Source organism: Flintibacter sp. SJQ-8 (assembly GCF_054108085.1).
In genome coordinates, this window is sequence record NZ_JBPJWR010000016.1 from 484389 (window position 1) to 508829 (window position 24441).

Genomic DNA, 24441 nt, shown 5'->3' on the forward strand with positions numbered 1-24441 from the left:
CCGTCCATAAATGCAACCCCATTTTCCAGAATTCAGCGACCGGGTTTCCGGTCAGCAATTACTCCTGGTTGCGGCCGCGCTCGGCAATGATCTTGTCGGCGATGCTCTTGGGGATCTCCACATAGCTGTGGGGCTCCATGGAGTACTGGCCGCGGCCCTGGGTGCTGGAACGCAGATCGGTAGCATAACCGAACATGTTGGCCAGGGGGACCAGGGCGTCGATCTGGGTGGCACCGGGACGGCTCTCCTGACCCTGGATCTGGCCGCGGCGGCTGTTCAGGTCGCCGATGACAGTGCCCAGGTAATCGTCGGGAGCGATGACGTCCACCTTCATGATGGGCTCCAGCAGCACGGGGCTGGCCTTGCGGCAGGCCTCCTTAAAGGCCATGGAACCGGCGATCTTAAAGGCCATCTCAGAGGAGTCGACCTCGTGATAAGATCCATCATACAGGGTGACCTTCACGTCCACCACGGGGTAACCGGCCAGAACACCGGCCTGCATGGCGCCCTGGATACCGGCGTCGACAGCAGGGATATACTCCTTGGGGATGGCGCCGCCAACGATGGCGTTGACGAACTCATAGCCCTTGCCGGACTCGTTGGGCTCCACACGGATCTTAACGTGACCGTACTGGCCCTTACCGCCGGACTGACGGGCATACTTGGTGTCCTGCTCAACGGACTTCTTGATGGTCTCCTTATAGGCGACCTGGGGAGCGCCCACGTTGGCCTCCACCTTGTACTCGCGGAGCAGACGGTCCACGATGATCTCCAGGTGGAGCTCGCCCATGCCGGCGATGATGGTCTGACCAGTCTCCTCGTCGGTGTAGGTCTTAAAGGTGGGGTCCTCCTCGGCCAGCTTCATCAGGGCGATGCCCATCTTCTCCTGGCCGGCCTTGGTCTTGGGCTCGATAGCCACGCGGATAACGGGCTCGGGGAACTCCATGGACTCCAGGATGATGGGGTGCTTCTCATCACACAGGGTGTCGCCGGTGGTGGAGTTCTTCAGGCCGATAACGGCGCAGATATCGCCGGAGTAGCAGCACTCGATATCCTCGCGGTGGTTGGCGTGCATCTGCAGGATGCGGCCAATGCGCTCCTTCTGCTTCTTGGTGGAGTTCAGAACGGTGGTGCCGGTGTTCAGCACGCCGGAGTAAACACGCACGAAGGACAGACGGCCAACGAAGGGATCGGTGGCGATCTTAAAGGCCAGAGCGGAGAAGGGAGCCTCGTCGGAAGCGGGACGCTCGTCCTCCTCGTCGGTATCGGGGTTCACGCCCTGGATAGCGGGAATGTCCACAGGGGAGGGCATGTAGTCCACGATAGCGTCCAGCAGCTTCTGAACGCCCTTGTTCTTGTAAGAGGTACCGCAGGTCACGGGGACCAGCAGGTTCTCGATGGTGCCCTTACGCAGGGCCTTGCGGATCATATCCTGGGGAACAGGCTGCTCGTCCAGGACCAGCATCATGATCTCCTCGTCCAGGTCGGCGCAGGCGTCCAGCAGCTTGGTGCGGTACTCCTGGGCCAGCTCCATCATATCCTCGGGGATGGGCTCGACACGCATGTCCTTGCCCAGCTCGTCGTAATAGATGTCGGCGTCCATCTCCACCAGGTCGATGATACCCTTAAAGGTCTCCTCACTGCCGATGGGCAGCTGGATGGGGACGGCGTTGCACTTGAGACGATCGTGGATCATGTTCAGAACGTTATAGAAGTCAGCGCCCATGATGTCCATCTTGTTGACGTAGATCATGCGGGGGACCTTATAGTGGTCGGCCTGACGCCAAACGGTCTCAGACTGGGGCTCCACGCCGCCCTTGGCGCACATGACGGTCACAGAGCCGTCCAGCACGCGCAGGGAGCGCTCCACCTCGACGGTGAAGTCCACGTGGCCCGGGGTGTCGATGATGTTGATACGGGTCTGGGGGAACTGATCCTTGGTCCCCTTCCAGTAACAGGTGGTGGCGGCGGAGGTGATGGTGATACCACGCTCCTGCTCCTGAGCCATCCAGTCCATGGTAGCGGTACCCTCGTGGGTCTCGCCGATCTTGTAGTTGACGCCGGTATAGTACAGAATACGCTCGGTGGTGGTAGTCTTGCCCGCGTCAATGTGGGCCATGATGCCAATGTTCCGAGTATTCTCCAGAGAAACTTTTCTAGGCATACTTTGACTCCTTTATTACCAGCGATAGTGGGCGAAGGCCTTGTTGGACTCGGCCATCTTGTGGGTATCCTCGCGCTTCTTCACGGCGGAACCGGTGTTGTTGGCGGCGTCCATGATCTCGCCGGCCAGACGCTCCTTCATGGTCTTCTCACCACGGGCGCGGGCATAAGTGGTCAGCCAACGCAGACCCAGGGTCTGCCGCCGCTCGGGGCGAACCTCGATAGGCACCTGGTAGGTGGCGCCGCCCACACGGCGGGCCTTGACCTCCAGGGAGGGCATGATGTTCTCCAGAGCCTGGGTGTAAACCTCCATGGGCTCCTTATCGGTCTTCTCCTTGATGATATCGAAGGCGCCGTAGACCACCTTCTGGGCCACACCCTTCTTGCCATCCAGCATGATGCTGTTGGTAAGCTTGGTAACCAGGACGGAGTTGTAAAGCGGATCGGGCAGAACCTCCCGCTTGGGCACATTTCCTCTTCTGGGCACTTTGCTTCCCTCCTTCATATAAAAATGATTTCATAGGTACTCAAACTGTGTCTCACAGTCCGTGTAATGCCTGTCCGAGGTCTGCCCTATATATAGGGAAACGCTCGGCAAGGCGGTTGCCTTGCGCGGTAGCGCACAATGCAAATTCAGGTCAAGTCAGAAAAGACTTGAGGGGTGAAAACGGGTCATGCCGTTTTCGTGACCGGAAGGATCTTACTTCTTGCCGGCCTTGGGACGCTTGGCACCGTACTTGGAACGAGCCTGCATACGGCCATTCACGCCCTGAGCATCCAGAGTGCCGCGGATGATGTGGTAACGCACACCGGGAAGGTCCTTGACACGGCCGCCGCGGATCATGACCACGGAGTGCTCCTGCAGGTTGTGGCCGACGCCGGGGATATAGGCGGTGACCTCGTAGCCGTTGGTCAGACGCACACGGGCGATCTTACGCAGAGCGGAGTTCGGCTTCTTAGGAGTGGAAGTACGAACGGCGGTGCACACGCCTCTCTTCTGAGGAGAAGGCAGGTCGGTGGACTTGTTCTTCAGGGTGTTCAGACCGTGCTGAAGGGCGGGAGAGGTGGACTTGTAAGTCGCCTGGCTGCGGCCCTTGCGAACCAGCTGATTAAAAGTAGGCATGGTTTTCCTCCTTTCCAAAAATCTGCCCCATTGGGGGCATGTAATATATTTTAACAGAAAAGGCAAGCCTTATTCCATTAAAACCAAATGAATTTGCGCAGCTTACCGCACCAGGGCGGCGGCGGCGCTTTTCACGGCGATGCCGCAGGCGGCTCCCAGGTCGGCCATGGAGACGTCGTGCTCCACCGGGACCTGTCCCTCCTGGGCCAGCCGGGCCAGGGGTTCTACCACGCGGGGGTCCGCGTCGCAGGCCAGGAATACTTTGCAGGCGCGGCCATCGTTCAGCGCGCGGCGGACCTGCTTGGCGCCCACGACCTTGTTGACGCTGCTCAGTTCAGATACCATTTCGGTGCCCTCCTCTCCCCCGGCAAAGGCAGGGGTCGTTTCATTGGGGAAAGGGCGCAAAGCCCCCTATCACCGCAATTTCAGATTATAACAGACTGTCAAGCCCCCGTCAAGCACAAATCCACAAGAATTCCACAAAGTTTTCCACCCTGCCCCTCCGGTTTTCGTAAAAAACAGGAAACCGGCCTGTTTTCTCCCCTTCTAAGCCGCTTTTTGGAGGCCGCAGCGCATAGCGCCCGCCCTGACCGGGCATACTCTTCTCCAGGTATGAGAGGAGGCGAGGAACATGACTGCCCACGTAAACGACGCCTGCATCGGCTGCGGGCTGTGTACCGGGGTCTGCCCCGGCGTTTTCACCATGACCGAGGAGGGCGTGGCCGCCGCCCGGGACGAAATTTTCCCCGAGCAGGAGGCCCAGGTCCGCCAGGCCGCAGAGGACTGCCCCGTCAACGCCATTGAGGTGAGCTGAGCACCCTTTGGCAGGTTCGGACGCAGGATATCCAGCACAACGCTCAACGCACAGAACAGACCAGCCGCCCGGTCACATCGATCAGGCGGCTGGTCCGCTTTTTATTCCATCTCTATATGATTAGAGGTAAGGGGCGATTTGGTCGTGGAGAGCCTTCTTCTCGTCCTCGTCCAGGTCGATCAGCGGGGCGCGCATGTGGCCGCCGGTCATGCCGCGCATCTGCAGAACGGCCTTGAAGATGCCCATGTCCGCGCCGCTCTTCATGATCTCGCAGATCTCGTTGGCGGTCTGCTGTTCCTTCAGAGCGGTCTTCATATCCCCGGCCAGATAGGCCTTGTACACGTTCACAAAGTGCTCGGGCATGGGGCCGGAGCAACCGGACACGGTGCCCTCGCACCCCATGACCAGGGCGGGCAGGAACAGGCGGTCCGCGCCGAACAGGACGGAGAAGTTGCCGTCGTTCAGCAGCAGATAGTCCTTCAGCCGAATCATATCCGCATAGCTGTACTTAATGCCCACGATGTTGGGGCAGGTCTTCAGCAGCTTGGCCACCAGCTCGGGCTTCAGGTCGTTGGTGGCGCACTGGGGAATGGCATAGAGATAGATGGGGAAGTCCTTGGAGACGCTGGCGGAGACCTGCTGATAATAGCGGATCATGGCCTTGTCCTTGATGCCGAAGAAGCCGGGGGTCACCACGCCGATGCCGTCCACGCCGATCTTCTCGGCGTGCTGGGCCAGGCGGATGGTCTCCTTCAGGGTCATAGCGCCCACATGGATAAACACGTCCACGCGGCCCGCGGCGGCCTTCAAAACGGTCTCGGCCACCAGCTCCCGCTCCTCGGGGGTCATGTTGAACATCTCGCCCGTGGTTCCGCAGGGATACAGGCAGTTCACGCCCTTCTGGATCAGGAACTCCACCTGCTCCTCCAGGGCCTTCACGTCCACCTGGTCGTGCTCGTCAAAGGGGGTGGTCATCGCGGTGATGACGCCTTTCATTTTTTTCATATTCGTCTCGCTCCTTATCGATTGATCCAGTTTTTCGGTTCTTTCCCGTTCAGGCTGTCTATGACTGCCTGGGCGGCCATCATGCTGATGTTGTGATAGGTCTCCACCGTCTCCGCGCCGGTGTGGGGGGTACACTGAATGCCGGGGGTGTGGAGGATGGGGGCGTCCATGGGCAGGGGCTCCTGCTCATACACGTCCAGCGCCGCCCCAGCCAGGTGCCCGCCGGTCACGGCGTCGATCAGGGCCTGGGTGTCCACCAGGGCTCCCCGGGCCGTGTTGATGAAATAGGCGCCCTGCTTCATCTTGGCAAAGGCGGCCCGGTCCATGATGTGCCGGGTGGCGGGGATGCTGGGCATATGGATGCTGATGACGTCGCTCTTGGCCAGCACCGTGTCCATGTCCGTCAGGGTCACGTGCAGGTCCCGGGCCTTCGCCTCGTTGGGATAGGGGTCATAGGCCAGCAGTTCCACCCCCATGCCAGACAGCTTTTTGGCCACCCGGCCGCCGATGTCGCCAAAGCCCAGGATGCCCACCGTTTTGCCCAGGATCTCTTTTCCCACGGCCCGGGCCCACTCTCCCTGGTCCAGCTTTTGATTCAGCTGGGGGATGCTGCGCAGACAGTTCAGGATCATGGCCACGCCCAGCTCCGCCACCGCGTTGGCGTTGAGTCCGGCGGCGTTCACCACCTGAACGCCGTGGCGCTTGGCCGCTTCCAGGTCGACGTTGTCCACGCCCACGCCGAAGCGGGCCAAAATTTTCAGCTTCGGCGCGATCTGAAAGACCTGCTCGTTCCACTGGTCCATTCCGATGATAGCCCCCTGGATGTCGGGGGCCCAGACTGCCAGCTCCTCAAAGGAATAATAGGGCATGTCGTGGTCGTTCAGGATCACATGATGTCCGTTGTCCTCCAAAAGCCGGATGGCGTCCTGACACAGCGTCTGAAAGTGGGAGGCGGTGATCAAAATATTTCCCATAAATGTCCTTCTTTCTCACACCAGAGCCAGCTGGCGGCGCAGGGCGGCCACGCTGTTTTGATACTCCGGCTCGGTCAAATAGACGGGGCTGGGCTCGTCGGTCAAAAAGACCTTGCCCCAGTCCTTTCCCCCCTGATATTTGGGGACGATATGCACATGGAGATGGGTCCCGGTGTCGCCAAAGACCAGATAATTGATCTTGTCCGGCTGATACAGCCGGGTCAGGGCCTGGGCCGCCTGATAGACGCTGTCCATCAGGGCGGCGTACTCCTCCGGCGTCAGGTCTGTGATCTTCTTCACATGGCGGCGGCTGGCCAGCAGGAGCCTGCCTGGGTGGGTCTGGTCCCGGTGGAGATACAGCCTTCCACCGGGCATCTCCCCCACGGCGATCAGGTCGGGCCGAAGCTCCGCCCCGCCGCAGAATTTACACGCGCCGCTCATGCCTGCTCACCCTTTTTGGCCGCCTTGCGCTGCTTCAGATGGGCCAGCACAAAGGGATAAATCAGGGACAGGAAGGCGATGATGATGAACACGCAGGAGATAGGACGGGTGAAGAAGGTGGTCCAGTCCCCCGCCGACAGCACCATGGCCCGGCGGAAGTTCTTTTCCAGAATGCCTCCCAGGATCAGGCCCAGAATAATGGGCGGGATAGAGAACTCCATCTTAATAAGGAAGAAGCCCAGGATACCGCACAGGATCATGAGATAGATGTCGCCCACAGTGTGGTTCACGGCGAAGGTGCCCACAAAGCAGAAAACGAAGATCAGCGGCGTGAGGACGATGCTGGGGACGGAGGATATCTTGGTAAAGATACGGATACCGGCAAAGCCGCACAGGGCCATGAACGCGTTGGCGAAGAACAGGCCGACAATGATCATATACACCTTGGCGGGCTGCTCGGTCATCAGCAGAGGGCCGGGGGTGATGCCCAGCATCATCAGACAGCCCAGCATAATGGCGGTGCAGGCGTCGCCGGGGATGCCCAGGGACAGCAAAGGGATCAGTGCGCCGCCGGAGATGGCGTTGTTGGCGGATTCGGGCGCAGCGATGCCGTCGGGTGCGCCGTCGCCAAACTGCTCCGGGTGCTTGGACCAGCGCTTGGCCTCGTTATACCCCACCCAGGAGGCGATGTCGCCGCCGGTGCCGGGGATGGCCCCGATCAGCGTGCCGATCAGGCTGGACCGGATCAGCGTGGGGAAGATGGTGACCAGGTCGCTCTTAGAGGGCAGCACCCGCTCCAGCTTGGTGTTCACCTTGGCCCGGGTGGTGCCAAAGCTCTCCTGCACGTTGATCAGGCCCTGGGAGAAGGCGAACAGACCGATCAGTACCGGGATGTTGGAGATGCCGCCGGTGAGATAGACCGTGTCAAAGGTAAAGCGATAGGCTCCGGTGGTCACGTCCACGCCTACCGTGGCCAGCAGCAGACCGATCAGTGCGCCCATCACGCCCTTCAGCACGTTCTCGCTGGACACGCTGGCCACCACGCTGATGCCGAACAGGGCCAGGGCAAAGCTCTCCTGGGCGCTGAACTTCAGGGCAAAGCTGGACAGGATGGGCGAGGTCCACAGCAGCATCACCGCAGAAAACAGTCCGCCGAAGGTGGAGGCGGTGGTGGAGATGGACAGGGCCCGCCCGGGCTGGTGGTGCTTGTGGGCCATGGGATAGCCGTCCAGGCAGGTAGCAGCGGAGTTGGCGGTGCCCGGGGTGTTGATCATAATGGCGGTGATGGAGCCGCCGTAAATGGCTCCGCAGAAAATGCCCAGCATCATCAGCACGCCCAGGTTCCCGTTCAGGGACAGGGCCACCGGCAGCATAATAGACATGCCCATAACGGAGGACAGTCCGGGCATCACGCCCACAAAAATACCGCACAGCACGCCGCCCAGAATGGACAGCAGTCCCATGGGCGTCAGTACAAGGGCCAGGCTCTGTGTAAAGGCTGCAAACATATTTTGTGACCCCCTCCTTTTAAAACAGCACGCCCTGGGGCAGGACAACATTCATGACCAGCGCGAACAAAACATAGATAAAGCCGGTGATCCCCAACGTGGTCAAAAGGATCCACATCGGGCGGCGCTCCCCCATGGCCAGCATAGTGGCCGCCACAAAGACCAGCGTGGCGGGGATGAAGCCGAAGAAGTGCAGCAGCACTGCATAGGCGATCATGATCACAAAGATGATGAGCACGCAGTGGACCCCTGCGGTAGCAAAGTCGATGAGGGGAGCCTCCGGCGCTGTGGCCTTCTTGGCCTCCAGGGCCGTCTGCACCAGCAGGATAACGGAGCAGAGAATCAGTCCGCCGCACAGCATAATGGGCCAGAACGCCGCGCCGGGGTCGCCCACGTTGCCGCCCCGCACGTCAAAGTTCAGGGACAGATGGATGCCCACGGCACTGGCCGCGATCAGCAGGATAGAAAGAATGGTGTTATATTTTCTCACAAGCAAAAACTCCTTTGCCAGAAAAAGCTGGAGCGCCGGAAGGTTTGGCCCGCCGGCGCTCCAGAACGTCATAGGTCACGCTTGACCGAAGAATTCATGGCGGGACGCTTCACAGCTTTTTACTGGTTGCCCAGCAGTTCGTCATACAGCTCATACTGCTGCTGCAAAAACTCCTTCAGCTGCGCCTGGTCCATGTTGGTGGTCTGCATCCCCAGGCTGTCCAGGGTCTGGGCAAAGCTGTCGCTGTCCACACCGGCGCGCAGCTTCTCGCTGAGATAGTCCTGAATGGCGCTGTCCACGCCGGCGGGGCAGGAGATCACACAGAAGCCCATGAACTCAAAGTCGATCTGGTCGGGATAGATCTCCGCAAAGGTGGGGACGTCGGGGAAGGCCTCCAGGCGGTCATTGGCCAGCACACCGATGATCTTGGCGTTACCGGCGGCCACCTGAGCGGTAGCGTTGCAGGCCTGGGCAAAGGTGGCGTCGATGTGGCCGCCCACAACGGCGGTGACGCAGTCGGCGCTGCCCTCATAGGTCACGTTGGACACGTCGATGCCCAGGGCGTTCTCCATGGCGGTGATGGCCAGGGTGGGCGCTGCGCCGGTGCCGGTCTCGCCCACAACGATCTCGCCGGGGTGGGCCTTGGCATAGTCCACAAACTCCTCCAGGGTGGAGTAGTTCTCATTATTGCCGATGATCAGCACGAAGGGGTCCCGCAGAGCGCAGGCCAGGGGAGAGAAGGTATCCAGGGTCATGTCGGTGTTGCCCAGGACCATGTTGATGATAAAGTCGGTGTTCACCACGCCCAGGGTATAGCCGTCGGCCTTGGAGTTGGCCACCTGGGTCAGGCCGATCAGACCGCCGTTGCCGGTGACATTGGACACGGAGAAGTTCACGGGCACGTCCTTCACGCCGTCCAGCACGCCGCGGACGGACAGGTCAGTGCCGCCGCCGGCGGAGTATTGCACCACTACGTTGATGTTCTGCTTGGGATAGTCCAGCTCCGCAGCGCTGGAACCGGCCTGAGAACCGGAGCCGGAGCCGGAAGCGGCGGGGGTCTTGCTGCTGCCGCAGCCTGTGAGAGCCGCCACCAGCATCATGGCCGACAGGGCCAGAGCCATTGCCTTTTTCATCGTTTTCATCATTCTTTCCTCCTTAAAATTTGATCCAGATCTCTGGACCTTTTCACTCAAGTCAGCTTTTCGATGCATGCCCGAAGATACGCCGCAGACTGCTTCATGCCGATGGCCGCGTCCGGGATATCCTGGGGGTGCCATCTCCGTTCATATTCCAGCGAGAGCCATCCGTCATAGCCCCGGTCCTTCATGGCCTGAAGGATGGCGGGCCATGGGACGATCCCCTCCCCCACGATCCGGGTGATGACGTTCCGCTCCTCCTCTTTTGGGTGGGACACATCGGAGGAGGTAAAGCCCGTGTTTCCGGCCCGAAACACCAGATCCTTTACGTGGGTGTGATAAATTTTTGAAAACTGGAGGGGCAGGGCCTCCTCCCAGGGTTCGTTTTCCGTAAAGGTCAGGTTGGCCTGGTCATACAGGATACCCACCGCCGGGTGGTCAATCTCCCGGGCAATGGAAATGCTGTCGGCGGCGGACACCGTCATGGTGTTGAAGTGGTTCTCCATGACCAGCTTGACGTTGGCCTTTTGGGCCGCATCCCCCAGACGGCGCATACTCCGCACCAGGTTGGCCCGCTTTGCCCCGTCTGGGTCGGTGTCCGTCTGGGCGTAGTTCCCGGCGTAGATCCTGATGTACTTCGCGCCCAGGATCTCGGCATACCCGATGACCTTGCAGATGCCCTGGATCTCCCCCTCCCGCACAGTCGGGTCCAGGTCGTTAAATTTGGAGTAGTAGGGGGTCAGGGCGATGATGCGCAGTCCCAGGCGGTCCGCCAGCTCCCGCAGCCGTTTCAGCTCATCGGAGTCCGCATCCTGGGGGATGCCGCAGCGGTATCCGTCCTGTACCACGATCTCAGCCCCGTCCAGGCCGAGCTTGTGGAACAACTCCAGCGCCTCCGGCAGGGTGTACTCCGGGGTGCCCATGGTGTGCCCCGCGATTTGGAACAATTCAGATCACCTCATTCCAGGCCGGGCAGCCCGGCAGTGGTCAGAATGCGGTGCATCAGCTCCTGGGTCTTATAGGCGTCGGCGCCGCTGGTCAGGGGCTGCTGATCGTTTTTCAGGCAGTCAAAGAAGTGGTCCACCTCCTGGGTAAAGCCCATCTTGTCCACCACCTTGGCCCAACCATAGGCCAGGGGGGTCATAGAGGTGGTGTGGGACTGCTCGTTGTCGGTGACGGTGATGGTGTCGGGGCAGTTGACCAGCACGCTCTTGTTGTGGCCGTGCATCTCCAGGGTCTCCACCCACTGGCCGGAGGCCCGGTCCGCCACCAGCATGGCCACGGAGCCGTTTTCAAACTGGAGCTGGGCGGTGGTCAGCGTCTCGTAGAGGGGATCGGTAAATTTGGAACACGCATCCACCTTGACGCACTCGCCGCAGAAATAACGCAGGATGTCCACCATGTGGATGGCGTTTTCCAGTGTGGCCCGATATTCGCTGGCGGGGCGGTTCTTCTGGGCGATCAGCACGTCAGGGGACATCTGGCCATAGACCTCCTTGGCCTTGCGGTAGACCGGGGCATAGCGGCGATTGAAGGCGATCATCAGCTTTTTCCCGGTGCGGGCGGCGGCGTCCGCCATGCTGTAGGCCTCTTTCAAGGTCATGCCCATGGGCTTTTCACAGAAGACATCCACACCGGCCTCCAACAGGCGGACTACCTGTTCGGCATGGACCGTTTTGGGGGACAGGACGAAAGCACAGTCCAGACCCAAATTCAGCAGCTCGTCCATGTTATGTACAGCGTTTTGGATGGCATAGCTCTTCTGGGTGCGCTGCACGCTTTCGATGTGCTCGGCAAATGCGCCCACCATCTCCACGTCCGTGCGGGCGGCCAGAATGGGCAGATGGGCGATGTGGGCGATGGAGCCCACGCCAATCAGACCGACACGATACTTTTTTTCCATATGCTCAAACTCACTTTCGTTGCTGCCGCTCAGGATTTGGCCAAAAAGCCGCCGTCCACCGCAATCGTAAATCCATTTACATAGTCAGAGGCATCAGAGGCCAGGAAGATGGCCGCACCGGCCAGGTCCTCGGGCACGCCCCACCGCTCCATGGGGATGCGGGTGTTGGTCTCGGCCATGCGGGAGGGTTCCGAACGCATGGGGGCGGTCATATTCGTGACCATATAGCCGGGGGCGATGCAGTTGACGTGGATGTTATACTTGGCGGCCCACTCGTTGCACATGTGCATGGTGATGTTCCGCACGGCGGCCTTGCTGGCCGTGTAAGGAATGACCTTGATGCCGCCCTGATAGGAGGTCATGGAGCCGATGTTGATGATCTTTCCGCCTCCGCCCTGCTTGATGAACTGGCGGGCCACCGCCTGGCACATAAAGAACAGCGCGGTCAGGTTCACATCCAGCACGTCCTGCCAGTCCTTGCGGTCGATGTCGATGGCCATCACCCGGCGGGTGATCCCGGCGGCGTTGACCAGAATGTCCAGCTTGCCGAAGCGCTCCACCGTCTGCTTCACGATCTCCTCCGGGGCGTTCTCCTCGCTCACGCTCATCCGAATGTTCAGATACTGGCGGCCCAGGGCCTCGATCTTCTCCCGGGTCTCGCTGTCGTCAGAGCGGCCCACGCAGACGATGTCGGCGCCAGCCTCCGCCAGGCCGATGGCGATCCCCTGGCCCAGGCCGCGGGTCGCGCCGGTGACAATGGCCACCTTGCCCTTCAAGCTGAACTTATCAAACGTAGACATTTTACCACCTCATAGCAATCGTTCAAATTTTCAATACAAAGATTTTTTATTTAATGTAATCGTTTTCTTTGCGAGTGAAAGAATATCAAAAATCAACTGAATTGTCAACACCATATTGGTATAATCAACTTTTTGCACGATTTCAAAGACGATAAATTGGGCACAATGACAAGATACCCCCGACAAAACCGGAGGTATGTTCACAAAAAGCCCGGTCTGTCCTGTAAAACAGACCGGGCTCTGGACGGATCATAGATCAGCGCGGGGAAAGATGGGCGCAAAAAAACCGCAGCGGAAACTCCGCTGCGGTTTTTTTGTCATACAGTAAATTACTGCTGGGCCTGGGCCTCGACCTTGCCAAACGTGTGACCGTTGTAGGTCAGGCAATTTTTGCACATCCGGTGAGGCAGCCGGTAAGCCCCGCACTTGGGACAAGTCACGATACCGGGAGTCTCCAGCTTCCAAACGGAGCTGCGCCGCTTATCGCGCCGGGCCTTGGACACTTTTCTCTTAGGAACCGCCATGGGTGACACCTCCTTCGGTTTGCGTGCCAATCAAGGCACTTCGACTACTCACTCAGTTTTGTTATCCAACAGCTGCGCCAGGGCCGCCAATCTTGGATCTACTTCAGGTTTGCACCGACAGGGCTCCTCATTAAGATTTACCCCGCAGCCGGCACACAGCCCTTTGCAGTCGTCTGAGCAAAGGTTTTTGGTATCCATCGCAAGCACAAAGGCTTCGGTCACCACCTCGTCCAGGTCCAGCTCTGTGCCGTCCAGCAGAAGGATGTCGTCGTTTTCTTCATCCTCCAGCTCCTGGGCCACCAGACTGTTCAGCTCCACCACTTTTTCCCGGGTAAAGGGCTTTCCGCAGCGGTCACAGACCAGGTCCAGTTCAGAGCGGGCCGTCCCCTCCAGAACCAGAGCGCCCGCGTGGTTGGTCACGCAGCCCTGGGCCTGAACAGGCCGGACGATGGGCTTCCGCCCGTAAAACTCCAGGTCAGAGAGATCCACCTGAAGCTGGAAAGGCGCCTTTGCGTCGGGAATATGGATGACATTTCTCAGATCCAGACGCATGGTTTTCCTCCCCGGGTCTCACCCGTACTCGCATAATGGTACGCAACGTATTATAAAGAAAGTGGCGCGGAATGTCAAACTTTTTTTGAAAAAATTTTTACGAGTTTAAAACGGGCCGAAAAACCAGGCCACAGGCGACCCGGGTCCCGGTTGACAAAACGGCGGTTTTATGGTGGAATTACCAGGCAGACCGGCGCGGACAGACCGCCGGTGCAGAAGGAGCGCCACAGCCATGAAAGAGTTTACCATCCAGAAAAACGACGCCGGGCAGCGGCTGGACCGCTGGCTGGCCAAGACCCTGCCCCTGCTGCCCGCCCCCCTGGCCCAGAAGTATATCCGCCTGAAGCGGGTGAAAGTCAACGGAAAGGGCTCTAAGCGGGATGTGCGGCTGAACGTGGGCGACCAGCTCCAGCTGTACATCAACGACGAGTTCTTTGACCGCCCCACCCCGGAAAACGCCTTTCTCTCGCTGTATCAGCCCAAGCTGAACATTTTATATGAGGATGACCAGATCATGCTGCTGGACAAGCGCCCCGGTCTGGTGGTCCACCCCGACGAGCACGAGCGGGTGAACACCCTGCTCACCCACATCCAGGCCTATCTCTATCAGAAGAAAGAGTGGTCCCCCTACAAAGAGAACTCTTTCGCCCCCGCCCTGTGCAACCGCATTGACCGGAACACCGGCGGCATCGTCATCGCCGCCAAGACGGCGGAGGCCCTGCGGGTGATGAACCAGAAGATCAAGGACCGGGAGCTGAACAAGTATTACCTGTGCGTGGTCCAGGGGCGCATGACCCCGCCTAAGGGGAAGCTGGAGGGCTTTCTCTTTAAGGACGAGGTGAAAAAGCAGGTCTATGTGACGGACCGGCCCCAGCCGGGAGCCAAGACGGCGGTGACCCTCTACCGCACCCTGGCATCAGAGCACGGCCTGTCCCTGGTGGAGTGCGACCTGATCACCGGGCGGACCCACCAGATCCGCGCCCAGTTCGCCCACGCCGGACACCCCCTCATCGGGGACGGCAAATATGGCCGGGAGCGGGAGAACAAAAAGTATGGCCGCCACGGCCAGGCCCTCTACTCCTATCGCCTGGAGTTCCACTTTACCACCGACGCCGGACCCCTGGCCGGGCTGGATGGGAAGAGCTTTCAGGTGGAGAATGTGGATTTTGTTTCGGAGTATTTTCCCAACTATCATTGGAAATAGACCGAAGCCCATTGACTTTTTCCACAACTATGATAGAATGGCCCTATCAGGCAGTGTTTTGTATGAAAAACGCCTGTAAATCTTAAATTTTTATGAAGAAGAGGAGTGTCTGGAATGAAAAACGTGTTCCGCACCGCCCTGTGTGCGGCGGTGATGACCGCCGCCGTCTGCGTCCCCACCTTCGCCGTGAAGGCGGACGCCCCCGTCCCCGCCAAGCAGGGGGACTTCTATGTGCTGGCCAACGATCAGTATGTCACCTTCACCGACGCGGTGCCCCAGATCAGGAACAGCCGGTCCTGTCTGCCCTTTGTGGCCGTATTCCAACAGCTGGGCTTTTCTGAAAGCGACATGACCTGGGATGCTGCCACCCGCACCGTCACTGCCACAAAGCCCGATGTCACCTATACCCCCTTCAACGGCGGCGAACCCCGCCAGGGCGACGTGACCGTGCGGCTGACCATTGGCTCCAATACCTTCAGCGTCCAGTATGAGGGCGACACCACCGCCGCCCCCATGACGGGCGCCACCCAGGTGTCCCGCGACTTCACCAGCGAGATCGCTCCCTACATCGACCCCGCCACCAACCGCACCTATATCCCCTTCGGCCTGGTGGCCGATGCCCTGGGCTATAAGGTGGGCTGGGACGCCGACCAGAAGGCCGTCATCATCGACGACGTGGATGCCATTCTGACAAATAACCAGGCCACCTATCAGCGCATGGACGAGTACATGGCCTACGCCAAGTCTTTCACCCAGCAGGACCAGAAGGTCACCGGCAGCTACAGCGCCGTGCTGGACGTGGACTCTGAGGACGCGGACATCGGCCCCATGAACGTGGACGCCACCCTGAAGGGCGACTATACCATGATTCAGCAGGGCCAGAGCGCCGTGCAGTTCAAGACGGGCATGACCGCCGACGCCAAGATCGCCATCAACGGCCAGGACGTGACCCAGGCCATCCTGGGCGACACCGGCGTCAAGCTGCCCCTGAGCCTGGATGTGGAGCTGCGGGGCGATGTGACCAGCGGCCTGTTCTATGTGAACATGACCGGGCTCAGCGACCTGACCGGTATCCCCGACCAGACCTGGTATAAGATGGACCTGAAGAGCATGTTTGACCAGATGAGCGACACCACCGGCATGAGTTATGATACCCTGATGCAGCTGAGCGCCGCCAGCGCCGACCAGGGCTTCCAGCAGACCCTGGCCGACATCCTGAAGAACGCCCCTGTCACCAGCGTGAACGGCACCACCGCCGACACGCTCCGCCAGTTGAACGACATGCTGGCCGACAGCTCCTTCAAAAAGTCCGGATCTGACTATGTGAGCACCATGACCGAGGACGGGGCCACCGTGAAGTTCACCCTGAACTACAGCGGCAATAAAGTCGTCGGCTATGCCGTGGACATGAAGGCCGACATGGATGATATGGGCAGCATGACCATGACCGTGGGCATGAAGGATAAGACCCTGAACGCCAACATGGCCTTCACCGTGGACGACGGCGAGGGCAGCCTGGTCAAGCTGACCATGACCATGGACGGCGCCTATCAGGCCACCAGCCAGAAGCCCAACACCCAGCCCCCCGCCGGGGCGCAGATCGTGGATCTGCTGGGCGACGTGGAAGGCAGATAAACCCACATATATCAAACGCGCGGGCCTCAGTTTGGGGTCCGCGCGTTTTTTTGACGCAGAAAAGCATTACCTTTTTTCTGAATCTGTGGTATAATCGTCTTGGAAACAATGGCCGCCCACCCGTGGACCCTTTGGGACGGGGCACGGGCCGGACGAAGGAGGAACTCTTATGGAAAAACGGATCATCACCGTCAGCCGTGAGTTTGGCAGCGGCGGACGCAGCGTGGGCAAGGCCCTGGCCAAGCGCCTGGGCTGGAAATATTACGACAAGGAACTGGTCAAGGCCGTGGCGGAAAAGACCGGCTTTGACCCCCGGTTCATCGAGGAGCGGGGCGAGTTCTCCGTGGGCAAGAGCCTGCTGTCCTATGCTCTGGCGGGACAGGGGATGCCCGGGGTGATGAACGGCATGTCCGCCTCTGACTTTCTGTGGTGTATGCAGCGGGAGGTCATCCTGAAGCTGGCGGAGGAGGGCGGCTGCGTCATCGTGGGCCGCTGCGCCGACTATATCCTGCGGGAGCGGGAGGACGTCTTCAACGTCTTTGTCCACGCCCCCATGGCCTATCGGGCCGACCGCATCGTCCGCCTGTATGGCGAATCGGAGCGCAGCCCGGAGCAACGCCTCCAGGACAAGGACAAAAAGCGCCGGGTGAACTATAAGCACTACACGGGCCGGGACTGGGGCGTGTCCCAGAACTATCACCTGTCCCTGGACAGCGCCGCCATCGGCGTGGACCACTGCGCCGACGTGATCCTGTACGCCATGGGCCTGGACCCCGCCAAGCTGCCCATGCCGGAGGGGGAGAAAATGGAGCACACTTAATTTCATCCGATAAAATTTTCAGGCCCGGCCTGTGCAGAGATCGCACAGGCCGGGCTTTTTGTCAAACAAACATGATGGACACAGCATTCTTTGTTTTCTTGGATAAAGAAAACGATTTCAATTGACGCATAGAACTTTTGATGATATGATGATTTATATTGAGTTGTAAATTCACGATTATGAGGGGGAGACATATGGCGGCGACGTTAAAGGATGTGGCTGAACTGGCCGGCGTCAGTATCGCAACGGTGTCACGGGTGCTGAACGACCCGGAGAAGGTGGCGGAAGGGTCCAGACTGAAGGTCATGGCAGCCGTGGAAAAGCTGGGATACTCCTCAAATTTATTGGCCAAGAGTCTGCGTCAGGACGGGCTCAACGCCGTATACGTGCTGCTTCCCAGCCTGAGCGACCCCTATTTTGCCCAAATGCACCAGGCCATTTCAGACGTTCTGTTTTCCTATGGTTACCTGATGCTGTCTGCGGCCACCGAGGGCAGTCTGGAGCTGGAGCAGGAATGCCTGGCCAAAGTACGCTCTCTCAATCCCTCCGGCGTTTTGATGTACACCGCCCACCCCACCGTTCCCGAGGGCTGGTCGTCCTACCTCACCGAGGCCCCCATGCTGTTTCTCTCCGGGAACCGGCTCGTGGGCGAGAAAAAGAACATGACCGCTCTCTCCATTGACCGCCGGACCATCGGGGCCCAGGCCGCCGCCTATCTCTGGGAGACCGGCTGCCGGAATTTCATTTACCTGTGCGACGGTCCCAAGCATTTAGACGGAGAATATTGGGCGGGCATTCAGTCGGTGGCGGAGACGAACGGCGGCTCCTGCCGGCTGTGCTTCTCCAGCCGCTCCATCGAGGACGCCGCCCGTGAGCTGGACAAGGTTTTAGATCCGTCGGCCCCGGCGGCGGACTGCGTCCTAACCCAAAGCAATCTTCAGGCGGCTGGGGTACTCTCCGCCCTTCGGGCCCGGGGGCTGGCCGTGCCGGAGCAGGTGTCGGTGATGAGCTTTGAAAACACGGAGCTGGCCTGCCTGACCACCCCCCAGCTGTCTGTCATCGGGCCGTCCAGCTATCAGATCGGCATGATCGGGACGATGGAACTGCTGAACCAGATCAGCGCCCAAAAGGGCGGCCAGCTCCGTCCCAACGGGACGCTGGATCTAAAACTGATTTCAAGGGGGTCCACCCATGCTAGAGTATGAAACGCCGCAGATCCTGTCCCTTGGCGTCTTAAATGTAGACTTTGTCATGGAGCTGGGGCCCGAGCGGGTGGGTAAGAAAAAGATGGGCAAGCAGATCTCCATCAGCGCCGGCGGCCACGGATGCTCCCAGGCCATCGCCGCCGTGCGCTGCGGCGTCCCTGCCGCCGCCATTGGCCGCGTGGGCAGCGACGCCTTCGGTCAGCAGATCATCAGCACCCTTCAGGCAGAGCACGTCAACTGCGACTTTTTGACCCAGACTGACAACGCCCACAGCGGCCTGGCCACCATCATTGAGGAGGCGGGCCTGGACAACGTCTTCATCGACTTTCTGGGGGCGAATTTTCAGCTGACCAACGAAGACATCGACCAGTGTCTCAGCGCGGTGGAGCAGGCCAAGCTGGTGATCATCCACATGGGTCCAGCTGCCATGGACGTGGCCACCCACATGATCGAGCTGGCAGACCGGTGTCACACCCCCGTCCTGGTCAATCCCACGGCCTATGCCGACATTCCAGACCACCTGTGGGAAAAGGTGGACTATCTGGTGCTGAACATGTCCCAGGCCGCGGGACTGTGCGGTCTGAAGGAGGAAAATTCAAAGACGGCGCGCATCGCCGCCAGCACGTTTGGCGGCCGGGTCCGCAAGGCCGTCATCGTCCACATGGACGGCAACGGCGTCCTCATCGCCCAGGACGGCATTCTGCGCACCCTGGACCAGGGGGCCTCCTATCAGATCGTGGACTACTCCGGCGCCACCCCCTTCTTCACCGGCGTATTCGGCGCCGAGCTGGTAAAGGGCAAGAGCATCCAGGCCGCAGCCATCAAGGCCCACCGGGCCGCGATGCTCTGCATGGAAAAAGTGGGCGTCTACGCCGCCTTTCCCACCGTCGAGCAGCTGGAAGGCATCTGATTTTTATAAGCGAAACTCCCCTGGTTTTGGCCAGGGGAGTTTCTTATGTCCTCATCTGATGATAAAAATCCAGCGTTCCGAAGCCCCGCTCCAGCTGGGTCTGGACGTAGTCCTCGGTCAGGCGGGAGAGGGCGCCCAGGTCCTCTCCCCCCAGGCGGAAGGAGAACAGGCGCTTGTCGTCGCCATAGACCACGTGGCGCATGGCGGCCAGCATCCCCGGCGTCAGGGGGACCCAGCCGTCGCCGCTCTCCCGGCAGGCGGCGCAGCAGAGCACACCCTCCTGTAAATGGAACCACCCCTGCTCCGGGTCCTCCTCCCCGCACAGGGCGCAGCCCTCGATGAGGGGCTCGTACCCCGCCAGGCACATGGCCTTCAGCTCGAACACCGCCTTGATCTGCTCCGGGGGCCGGTCCAGACATTCTAATGCATGGAGGCTGTTCAGCGTCAGGGACAGCAGCCCCGGACTGGGCATCCCCTCCACCGATAGCACCTCGGCCATCTCGGCGAAGTAGCAGGCCAGGGCCAGCTTGTCCAGGTCCTGGCGCACCCCCAAAAATTCCCGCAGGGTGGACGCCTCGGTGACCGACCACTTGCCCATCCGGTCAGACAGCACCAGCTCGGACCAGCACAGCAGCTGGCAGGCGGCGGCGATGGCACTGCCTTTCTTCCGGCAGCCCCTGGCCCGGGCGGATAGCTTGCCCATGTCCGGGGTGAGCAGGGTGAGGATCTTATCCGAGTCTTTATAGTCCACCGAGCGCACCACCAGCGCCTTCGTCACGGTGGGCATGGGCAGCGCCCCCCTTCTGTGCTTCTTCTGTGCGGCTGTTACGCCTTGTCGCCCTTATAGCCGAAGTTCTGGATGGCCGCCGGGTTGTCCCGCCAGTTCTCCTTCACCTTCACCCAGGTCTGGAGATAGACCTTGGTGCCCATAAAGCGCTCCATGTCCTGCCGGGCCAGGGTGGACACCTTTTTCAGCATACTGCCGCCCTTGCCGATGATGATGCCCTTGTGGCTGTTCTTCTCGCAATAGATGGTGGCCTCCACCTCCACCACCTCGTCGTCCCGCTCGGCAAAGCGGGTGATCTCCACGGCGGTGCCGTGGGGAATCTCCTTGTCCAGGCACAGCAGCAGCTTCTCGCGTAAGATCTCCGCCATCATCTGCCGCTCCGGCTGGTCAGAGGTCATGTCCTCCGGGAACAGCTGGGGCCCTTCGGGCAGATAGCCCTCCAGCACGTCCAGCAGCTCGTCCACGCCCTCGCCGGTCTTGGCGGAGATAGGCACCACGGCCTGGAACTGGTGGGCCTGCTCATAGGTCTGGATGACCTCCAGCAGCTTCTCCTTCTTGTCCAGGGTGTCCACCTTGTTGATGACCAGCACGGCGGGGCAGCGCAGGGTCTTGATGCGGGCGATGAGCTGCTCCTCCGGCGCGCCCACGTTGGGGATAGGTTCCACCAGCAGCATCACCGCGTCCACGTCAGCCACGCTCTCCTTCACCACGTTGACCATATAGTCCCCCAGGCGGGTGCGGGCCTTGTGCAGGCCGGGGGTGTCCACAAAGATGAACTGGCTCTCTCCCCGGGTGCGCACGCCGCAGATGCGGTTGCGGGTGGTCTGGGGCTTATTGGTGACGATAGCCACCTTCTCCCCCACCAGGGCGTTGGTCAGGGTGGACTTGCCCACGTTGGGTCGGCCACAGATGGTGATGATGCCCGATTTCTTGATCTCTGCCATATATGTTTCCTCTACTTTCTTAGCTTCTCGTTCTCCGTATATCTTACTCGCTTGTCATCGCGAGGAGGGCGCAGCCCGACGCGGCGATCCGTCCCCCCTTCGGGTCACTCCTCCCGGCGGATGCCCAGGCCGTTCAGAATGGCCTCCTCCCGGGCGCGCATCTGGCGCTTCATGGGGCCCTCGTCCAGGTGGTCATAGCCCAGCAGGTGGAGCACCGAGTGGACCGCCAGATAGCTCACCTCCCGCTCCAGGCTGTGGCCATACTCCTGGGCCTGGGCCGCCGCCCGCTCCAGGGAGATGCACATATCCCCCAGGGGACACAGCCCCGTCTCCGGGTCCAGGTCCTCCTCGTCCTCGGGAGGCTCTCCCGGGGTCAGCTCGAACATGGGGAAGGACAGCACGTCGGTGGCCCGGTCAATGTCCCGCATGTCGGCGTTGATCTGGCGGATACCCGCGTCGTCGGTGAGCAGCACGCTGATCTCGCAGGGCAGGGCCACCCCCTCCGCCGCCAGGGCCGCGGTGATGACCCGCCGCAGGCCCTCCTCCAGGCCCTGGGGCACAGCGACCTCCGCGTCGATCAAAATCTGATGGTCCATGATCCTCTCTCCCTCTTCGATCAGGCAGCCTGCGTCCTCCCCGTCATTGCGAGGAGCCCCAGCGGGGCGACGCGGCAATCCGTTTTTTGTTTCAAGTTATTATAGCTGATTTTCCCCCGCTTGACCAGTCCGGGCCTGGAATATTTTCCGCCTCTTGCGATCTTGCCGGAAATTCCGGCTTTTTCTCCCCGTTTTCCCTCCATTTTTCTTGGGCGCACCCTTGCAATCATTCCGTCATTCCGGTATAATATTATGGAATTATTTTCAGCACAAGCCGGCCTCCGGCAGAGTATATAGGAAAGCGTGATCGACTTTGAAGTATGATTTTACCGCCATTGAAAAGAAGTGGCAGACCAAGTGGAAGGACGAGAAGACCTTCGCCTGCCAGACCGGAGAACAGGACAAGCCCAAGTTCTATGGCCTGGTAGAGTTCCCCTATCCCTCCGGCAACGGCCTGCATGTGGGCCACGCCCGGCCCTACACCGCCATGGACGTGGTGGCCCGCAAGCGCCGCATGGACGGCTATAACGTGCTGTTCCCCATCGGCTTCGATGCCTTCGGCCTGCCCACGGAGAACTTCGCCATCAAGAACCACATCCACCCCGCAAAAGTGACCCACGACAACATCGCCAACTTCTCCAAGCAGCTGCACATGCTGGGCTACTCCTTCGACTGGGACCGTGTGGTCAACACCACCGACCCCAGCTATTACAAGTGGACCCAGTGGATCTTCCTCCAGCTCTATAAGCACGGCCTGGCCTATAAGACCACCATGCCCGTGAACTGGTGTACCAGCTGCAAGTGCGTCCTGGCCAACGAAGAGGTGGTGGAGGGCGTGTGCGAGCGCTGCGGCTCCCCCGTCATCCGCAAGGAGAAGAGCCAGTGGATGCTGAAGATCACCGCCTATGCCCAGCGGCTCATCGACGATCTGGACGACCTGGACTATATCGAGCGGGTGAAGATTCAGCAGAAGAACTGGATCGGACGCTCCACCGGCGCCGAGGTGACCTTCAAGGCCACCACCGGCGAGGACATCGTGGTCTATACCACCCGGCCCGACACCCTGTTCGGCGCCACCTATATGGTCCTCTCCCCCGAGCACGCCCTGGTGAAGCAGTGGCTGGACGCGGGCAAGCTGGCCAACGCCGACGAGGTCGTGGCCTATCAGAAGGTGGCCGCCTCCAAGTCCGATCTGGAGCGCACCGAGCTGAATAAAGAGAAGACCGGCGTGGAGCTCTCCGGCGTGAAGGGCATCAATCCCGTCAACGGCAAGGAGATCCCCATCTTCATCTCTGACTATGTCCTGTCCACCTATGGCACCGGCGCCATCATGGCCGTGCCCGCCCACGATGACCGCGACTGGGAGTTCGCCAAGAAGTTCGGCTGCGAGATCATCGAGGTGGTCGCCGGCGGCGAGGACGTGCAGAAGGCCGCCTTTACCGCCAAGGATGACACCGGCATCCTGGTCAACTCCGACTTCCTCAACGGCCTGACCGTGAAGGAGGCCATCCCCGTCATCACCAAGTGGCTGGAGGAGCAGAAGATCGGCCACTCCAAGGTGAACTACAAGCTGCGCGACTGGGTGTTCTCCCGTCAGCGCTACTGGGGCGAGCCCATCCCCATGGTCCTGTGCGAGAAGTGCGGCTGGCAGCCCCTGCCAGAGGATCAGCTGCCCCTGCTGCTGCCCGAGGTGGAGAGCTATGAGCCCACCGATGACGGCGAGTCCCCCATCTCCAAGATGACCGACTGGGTGAACACCACCTGCCCCTGCTGCGGCGGCCCCGCCAAGCGTGAGACGGACACCATGCCCCAGTGGGCCGGCTCCAGCTGGTATTTCCTGCGGTATATGGACCCCCACAACGACAAGGCCCTGGCCGACCCCGAGGCCCTGAAGTACTGGTCCCCCGTGGACTGGTACAACGGCGGCATGGAGCACACCACCCTGCACCTGCTGTACAGCCGCTTCTGGCACAAGTTCCTCTATGACATCGGCGTGGTGCCCACCAAGGAGCCCTATCACAAGCGCACCTCCCACGGCATGATCCTGGGCGAGGGCGGCGAGAAGATGTCTAAGAGCCGGGGCAACGTGGTCAACCCCAACGACATCATCGAGCAGTATGGCGCGGACACCATGCGCACCTATATCATGTTCATCGGTGATTTCGAGAAGGCCGCCGCCTGGTCCGCCAACGGCGTGAAGGGCTGCAAGCGCTTTTTGGACCGCGTGTGGAACCTGGCCACCGACCAGGAGCACACCGGTGAGGAGTACTCCAAGGTCAACGAGGCCGCCGTCCACAAGGCCATCAAGAAGGTGTCCGAGGACATCGAGGCCATGAAGTTCAACACCGCCATCGCCACCCTGATGGCCCTGGTGAACGACTTCTATGCCAACGGGGCCAGCCGGGGCGACATGAAGGCCCTGCTGCTCATGCTCTCCCCCTTCGCCCCCCACATGTGCGAGGAGCTGTGGGAGATGGCCGGTTACGGCGGTCAGGTCTGTCTCCAGTCCTGGCCCAAGTACGACGCCTCTAAGACCGTGGCCGCCACCGCCAAGATGGCCGTCCAGGTCAGCGGCAAGGTCCGGGCCAACATCGAGGTCCCCGCCGACGCCGCCGATGCCGACATCGTCGCCGCCGCCCTGGCCGAGCCCAAGATCGCCAAGCTGGCCGAGGGCATGGACCTGGTGAAGTCCATCGTGGTCCGGGGCAAACTGGTCAGCCTGATCTTCAAACCCAAGGCCTAAATCAGGGCGGGAGAGCCGGATCTTTCTCCACAGTCCATGAAAAAGTGTATATTCACACAATATTTACACTCTGACGGGAAAACACCTCTTGACAGAAATCCCGCCAGCGCATATAATGGTACTGTTAAAGCCATATAAATGGCCCTTACGTGGCAGGGGACGCC

Annotated in this window: 25 protein-coding genes; 7 read left to right on the top strand and 18 right to left on the bottom strand. The window is 60.4% G+C overall.

The genetic code is table 11. The features are described 5' to 3' along the window. Positions 1 to 58 precede the first annotated feature (58 nt). The 4 genes from fusA to ACSAMP_RS13865 form a co-directional block, all read right to left on the bottom strand. Positions 59 to 2164, bottom strand: coding sequence for an elongation factor G (fusA, locus tag ACSAMP_RS13850; protein WP_441795426.1), 2106 nt, complete (start codon positions 2162 to 2164; stop codon positions 59 to 61). Between the two features lie 15 nt (positions 2165 to 2179). Continuing rightward, the gene (gene rpsG, locus ACSAMP_RS13855; RefSeq protein ID WP_186877857.1) at positions 2180 to 2650 is read right to left on the bottom strand and encodes a 30S ribosomal protein S7; all 471 of its coding nucleotides are present in this window, start codon (positions 2648 to 2650) and stop codon (positions 2180 to 2182) included. Between the two features lie 213 nt (positions 2651 to 2863). Further along, complete coding sequence (gene rpsL, locus ACSAMP_RS13860) at positions 2864 to 3286, bottom strand: 30S ribosomal protein S12 (RefSeq protein ID WP_147562735.1); 423 nt, start codon at positions 3284 to 3286, stop codon at positions 2864 to 2866. Between the two features lie 102 nt (positions 3287 to 3388). After that, positions 3389 to 3631, bottom strand: coding sequence for a ribosomal L7Ae/L30e/S12e/Gadd45 family protein (locus ACSAMP_RS13865; RefSeq protein WP_276854701.1), 243 nt, complete (start codon positions 3629 to 3631; stop codon positions 3389 to 3391). Between the two features lie 286 nt (positions 3632 to 3917). Between ACSAMP_RS13865 and ACSAMP_RS13870 the strand changes: the two genes are divergently transcribed. Beyond that, positions 3918 to 4100 (top strand): ferredoxin, encoded by a 183-nt coding sequence (locus ACSAMP_RS13870; RefSeq protein ID WP_276854698.1) that lies wholly within the window; start codon positions 3918 to 3920, stop codon positions 4098 to 4100. Between the two features lie 120 nt (positions 4101 to 4220). On the opposite strand, the gene ACSAMP_RS13875 is transcribed toward ACSAMP_RS13870, so the two are convergent. The 11 genes from ACSAMP_RS13875 to ACSAMP_RS13925 form a co-directional block, all read right to left on the bottom strand. Next, positions 4221 to 5105 carry a dihydrodipicolinate synthase family protein gene (locus ACSAMP_RS13875; RefSeq protein WP_457800842.1) on the bottom strand — a complete coding sequence of 295 codons (885 nt, stop codon included), beginning with the start codon at positions 5103 to 5105 and terminating at the stop codon, positions 4221 to 4223. 14 nt (positions 5106 to 5119) lie between these two features. Further along, the gene (locus tag ACSAMP_RS13880) at positions 5120 to 6079 is read right to left on the bottom strand and encodes a phosphoglycerate dehydrogenase (protein WP_441795424.1); all 960 of its coding nucleotides are present in this window, start codon (positions 6077 to 6079) and stop codon (positions 5120 to 5122) included. Between the two features lie 15 nt (positions 6080 to 6094). After that, positions 6095 to 6520 (bottom strand): HIT family protein, encoded by a 426-nt coding sequence (locus tag ACSAMP_RS13885; protein ID WP_441795423.1) that lies wholly within the window; start codon positions 6518 to 6520, stop codon positions 6095 to 6097. Continuing rightward, positions 6517 to 8028: a tripartite tricarboxylate transporter permease gene (locus tag ACSAMP_RS13890; protein WP_457800843.1), complete on the bottom strand. Its 1512-nt coding sequence runs from the start codon at positions 8026 to 8028 to the stop codon at positions 6517 to 6519. Before ACSAMP_RS13890 ends, ACSAMP_RS13885 begins: the two co-directional genes overlap by 4 nt. Positions 8029 to 8047: 19 nt before the next feature. Beyond that, complete coding sequence (locus ACSAMP_RS13895) at positions 8048 to 8518, bottom strand: tripartite tricarboxylate transporter TctB family protein (RefSeq protein WP_457800844.1); 471 nt, start codon at positions 8516 to 8518, stop codon at positions 8048 to 8050. Positions 8519 to 8637: 119 nt separating this feature from the next. Then, positions 8638 to 9660 carry a tripartite tricarboxylate transporter substrate binding protein gene (locus tag ACSAMP_RS13900; RefSeq protein WP_457800845.1) on the bottom strand — a complete coding sequence of 341 codons (1023 nt, stop codon included), beginning with the start codon at positions 9658 to 9660 and terminating at the stop codon, positions 8638 to 8640. A gap of 47 nt (positions 9661 to 9707) precedes the next feature. After that, complete coding sequence (locus ACSAMP_RS13905) at positions 9708 to 10601, bottom strand: sugar phosphate isomerase/epimerase family protein (RefSeq protein ID WP_457800846.1); 894 nt, start codon at positions 10599 to 10601, stop codon at positions 9708 to 9710. 11 nt (positions 10602 to 10612) lie between these two features. Continuing rightward, positions 10613 to 11557, bottom strand: coding sequence for a Gfo/Idh/MocA family protein (locus ACSAMP_RS13910; protein WP_441795419.1), 945 nt, complete (start codon positions 11555 to 11557; stop codon positions 10613 to 10615). A gap of 29 nt (positions 11558 to 11586) precedes the next feature. Then, positions 11587 to 12357 carry a 2-dehydro-3-deoxy-D-gluconate 5-dehydrogenase KduD gene (gene kduD / locus ACSAMP_RS13915; RefSeq protein ID WP_457800847.1) on the bottom strand — a complete coding sequence of 257 codons (771 nt, stop codon included), beginning with the start codon at positions 12355 to 12357 and terminating at the stop codon, positions 11587 to 11589. A gap of 329 nt (positions 12358 to 12686) precedes the next feature. Continuing rightward, complete coding sequence (gene rpmF / locus ACSAMP_RS13920; protein ID WP_147563917.1) at positions 12687 to 12881, bottom strand: 50S ribosomal protein L32; 195 nt, start codon at positions 12879 to 12881, stop codon at positions 12687 to 12689. A 48-nt stretch (positions 12882 to 12929) separates the two neighbouring features. After that, a complete protein-coding gene (locus tag ACSAMP_RS13925; RefSeq protein WP_441795416.1) occupies positions 12930 to 13433 on the bottom strand; it encodes a YceD family protein in 504 nt (167 codons plus the stop codon). A gap of 232 nt (positions 13434 to 13665) precedes the next feature. Here ACSAMP_RS13925 and ACSAMP_RS13930 point away from each other — a divergent pair, with 232 nt between their 5' ends. The 5 genes from ACSAMP_RS13930 to ACSAMP_RS13950 all read left to right on the top strand — a co-directional run bounded on the left by ACSAMP_RS13930 (position 13666) and on the right by ACSAMP_RS13950 (position 19207). Further along, positions 13666 to 14637 (top strand): RluA family pseudouridine synthase, encoded by a 972-nt coding sequence (locus tag ACSAMP_RS13930; protein WP_457800848.1) that lies wholly within the window; start codon positions 13666 to 13668, stop codon positions 14635 to 14637. A gap of 114 nt (positions 14638 to 14751) precedes the next feature. Then, the gene (locus ACSAMP_RS13935; protein ID WP_457800849.1) at positions 14752 to 16272 is read left to right on the top strand and encodes a copper amine oxidase N-terminal domain-containing protein; all 1521 of its coding nucleotides are present in this window, start codon (positions 14752 to 14754) and stop codon (positions 16270 to 16272) included. Positions 16273 to 16441: 169 nt separating this feature from the next. Further along, positions 16442 to 17092 carry a cytidylate kinase-like family protein gene (locus ACSAMP_RS13940; RefSeq protein ID WP_457800850.1) on the top strand — a complete coding sequence of 217 codons (651 nt, stop codon included), beginning with the start codon at positions 16442 to 16444 and terminating at the stop codon, positions 17090 to 17092. A gap of 194 nt (positions 17093 to 17286) precedes the next feature. Beyond that, entirely contained in the window at positions 17287 to 18297 is a 1011-nt protein-coding gene (locus ACSAMP_RS13945; RefSeq protein ID WP_457800851.1) for a LacI family DNA-binding transcriptional regulator, read from the top strand. Further along, positions 18284 to 19207: a PfkB family carbohydrate kinase gene (locus ACSAMP_RS13950; protein WP_441795411.1), complete on the top strand. Its 924-nt coding sequence runs from the start codon at positions 18284 to 18286 to the stop codon at positions 19205 to 19207. The genes ACSAMP_RS13945 and ACSAMP_RS13950 overlap by 14 nt, the downstream gene beginning before the upstream one ends. A 43-nt stretch (positions 19208 to 19250) precedes the next feature. Here the strand turns inward: ACSAMP_RS13950 and recO are convergent, their stop codons facing one another. The 3 genes from recO to ybeY form a co-directional block, all read right to left on the bottom strand. Then, on the bottom strand, positions 19251 to 19994 hold the full coding sequence (recO, locus tag ACSAMP_RS13955) for a DNA repair protein RecO (RefSeq protein WP_457800852.1): 744 nt from the start codon (positions 19992 to 19994) through the stop codon (positions 19251 to 19253). A gap of 38 nt (positions 19995 to 20032) precedes the next feature. Next, entirely contained in the window at positions 20033 to 20938 is a 906-nt protein-coding gene (gene era / locus ACSAMP_RS13960) for a GTPase Era (protein WP_457800853.1), read from the bottom strand. A gap of 104 nt (positions 20939 to 21042) precedes the next feature. Continuing rightward, complete coding sequence (gene ybeY, locus ACSAMP_RS13965) at positions 21043 to 21534, bottom strand: rRNA maturation RNase YbeY (protein WP_441795409.1); 492 nt, start codon at positions 21532 to 21534, stop codon at positions 21043 to 21045. A gap of 313 nt (positions 21535 to 21847) precedes the next feature. Here ybeY and leuS point away from each other — a divergent pair, with 313 nt between their 5' ends. Further along, positions 21848 to 24277: a leucine--tRNA ligase gene (gene leuS / locus ACSAMP_RS13970; protein WP_441795408.1), complete on the top strand. Its 2430-nt coding sequence runs from the start codon at positions 21848 to 21850 to the stop codon at positions 24275 to 24277. Positions 24278 to 24441: the final 164 nt, after the last annotated feature.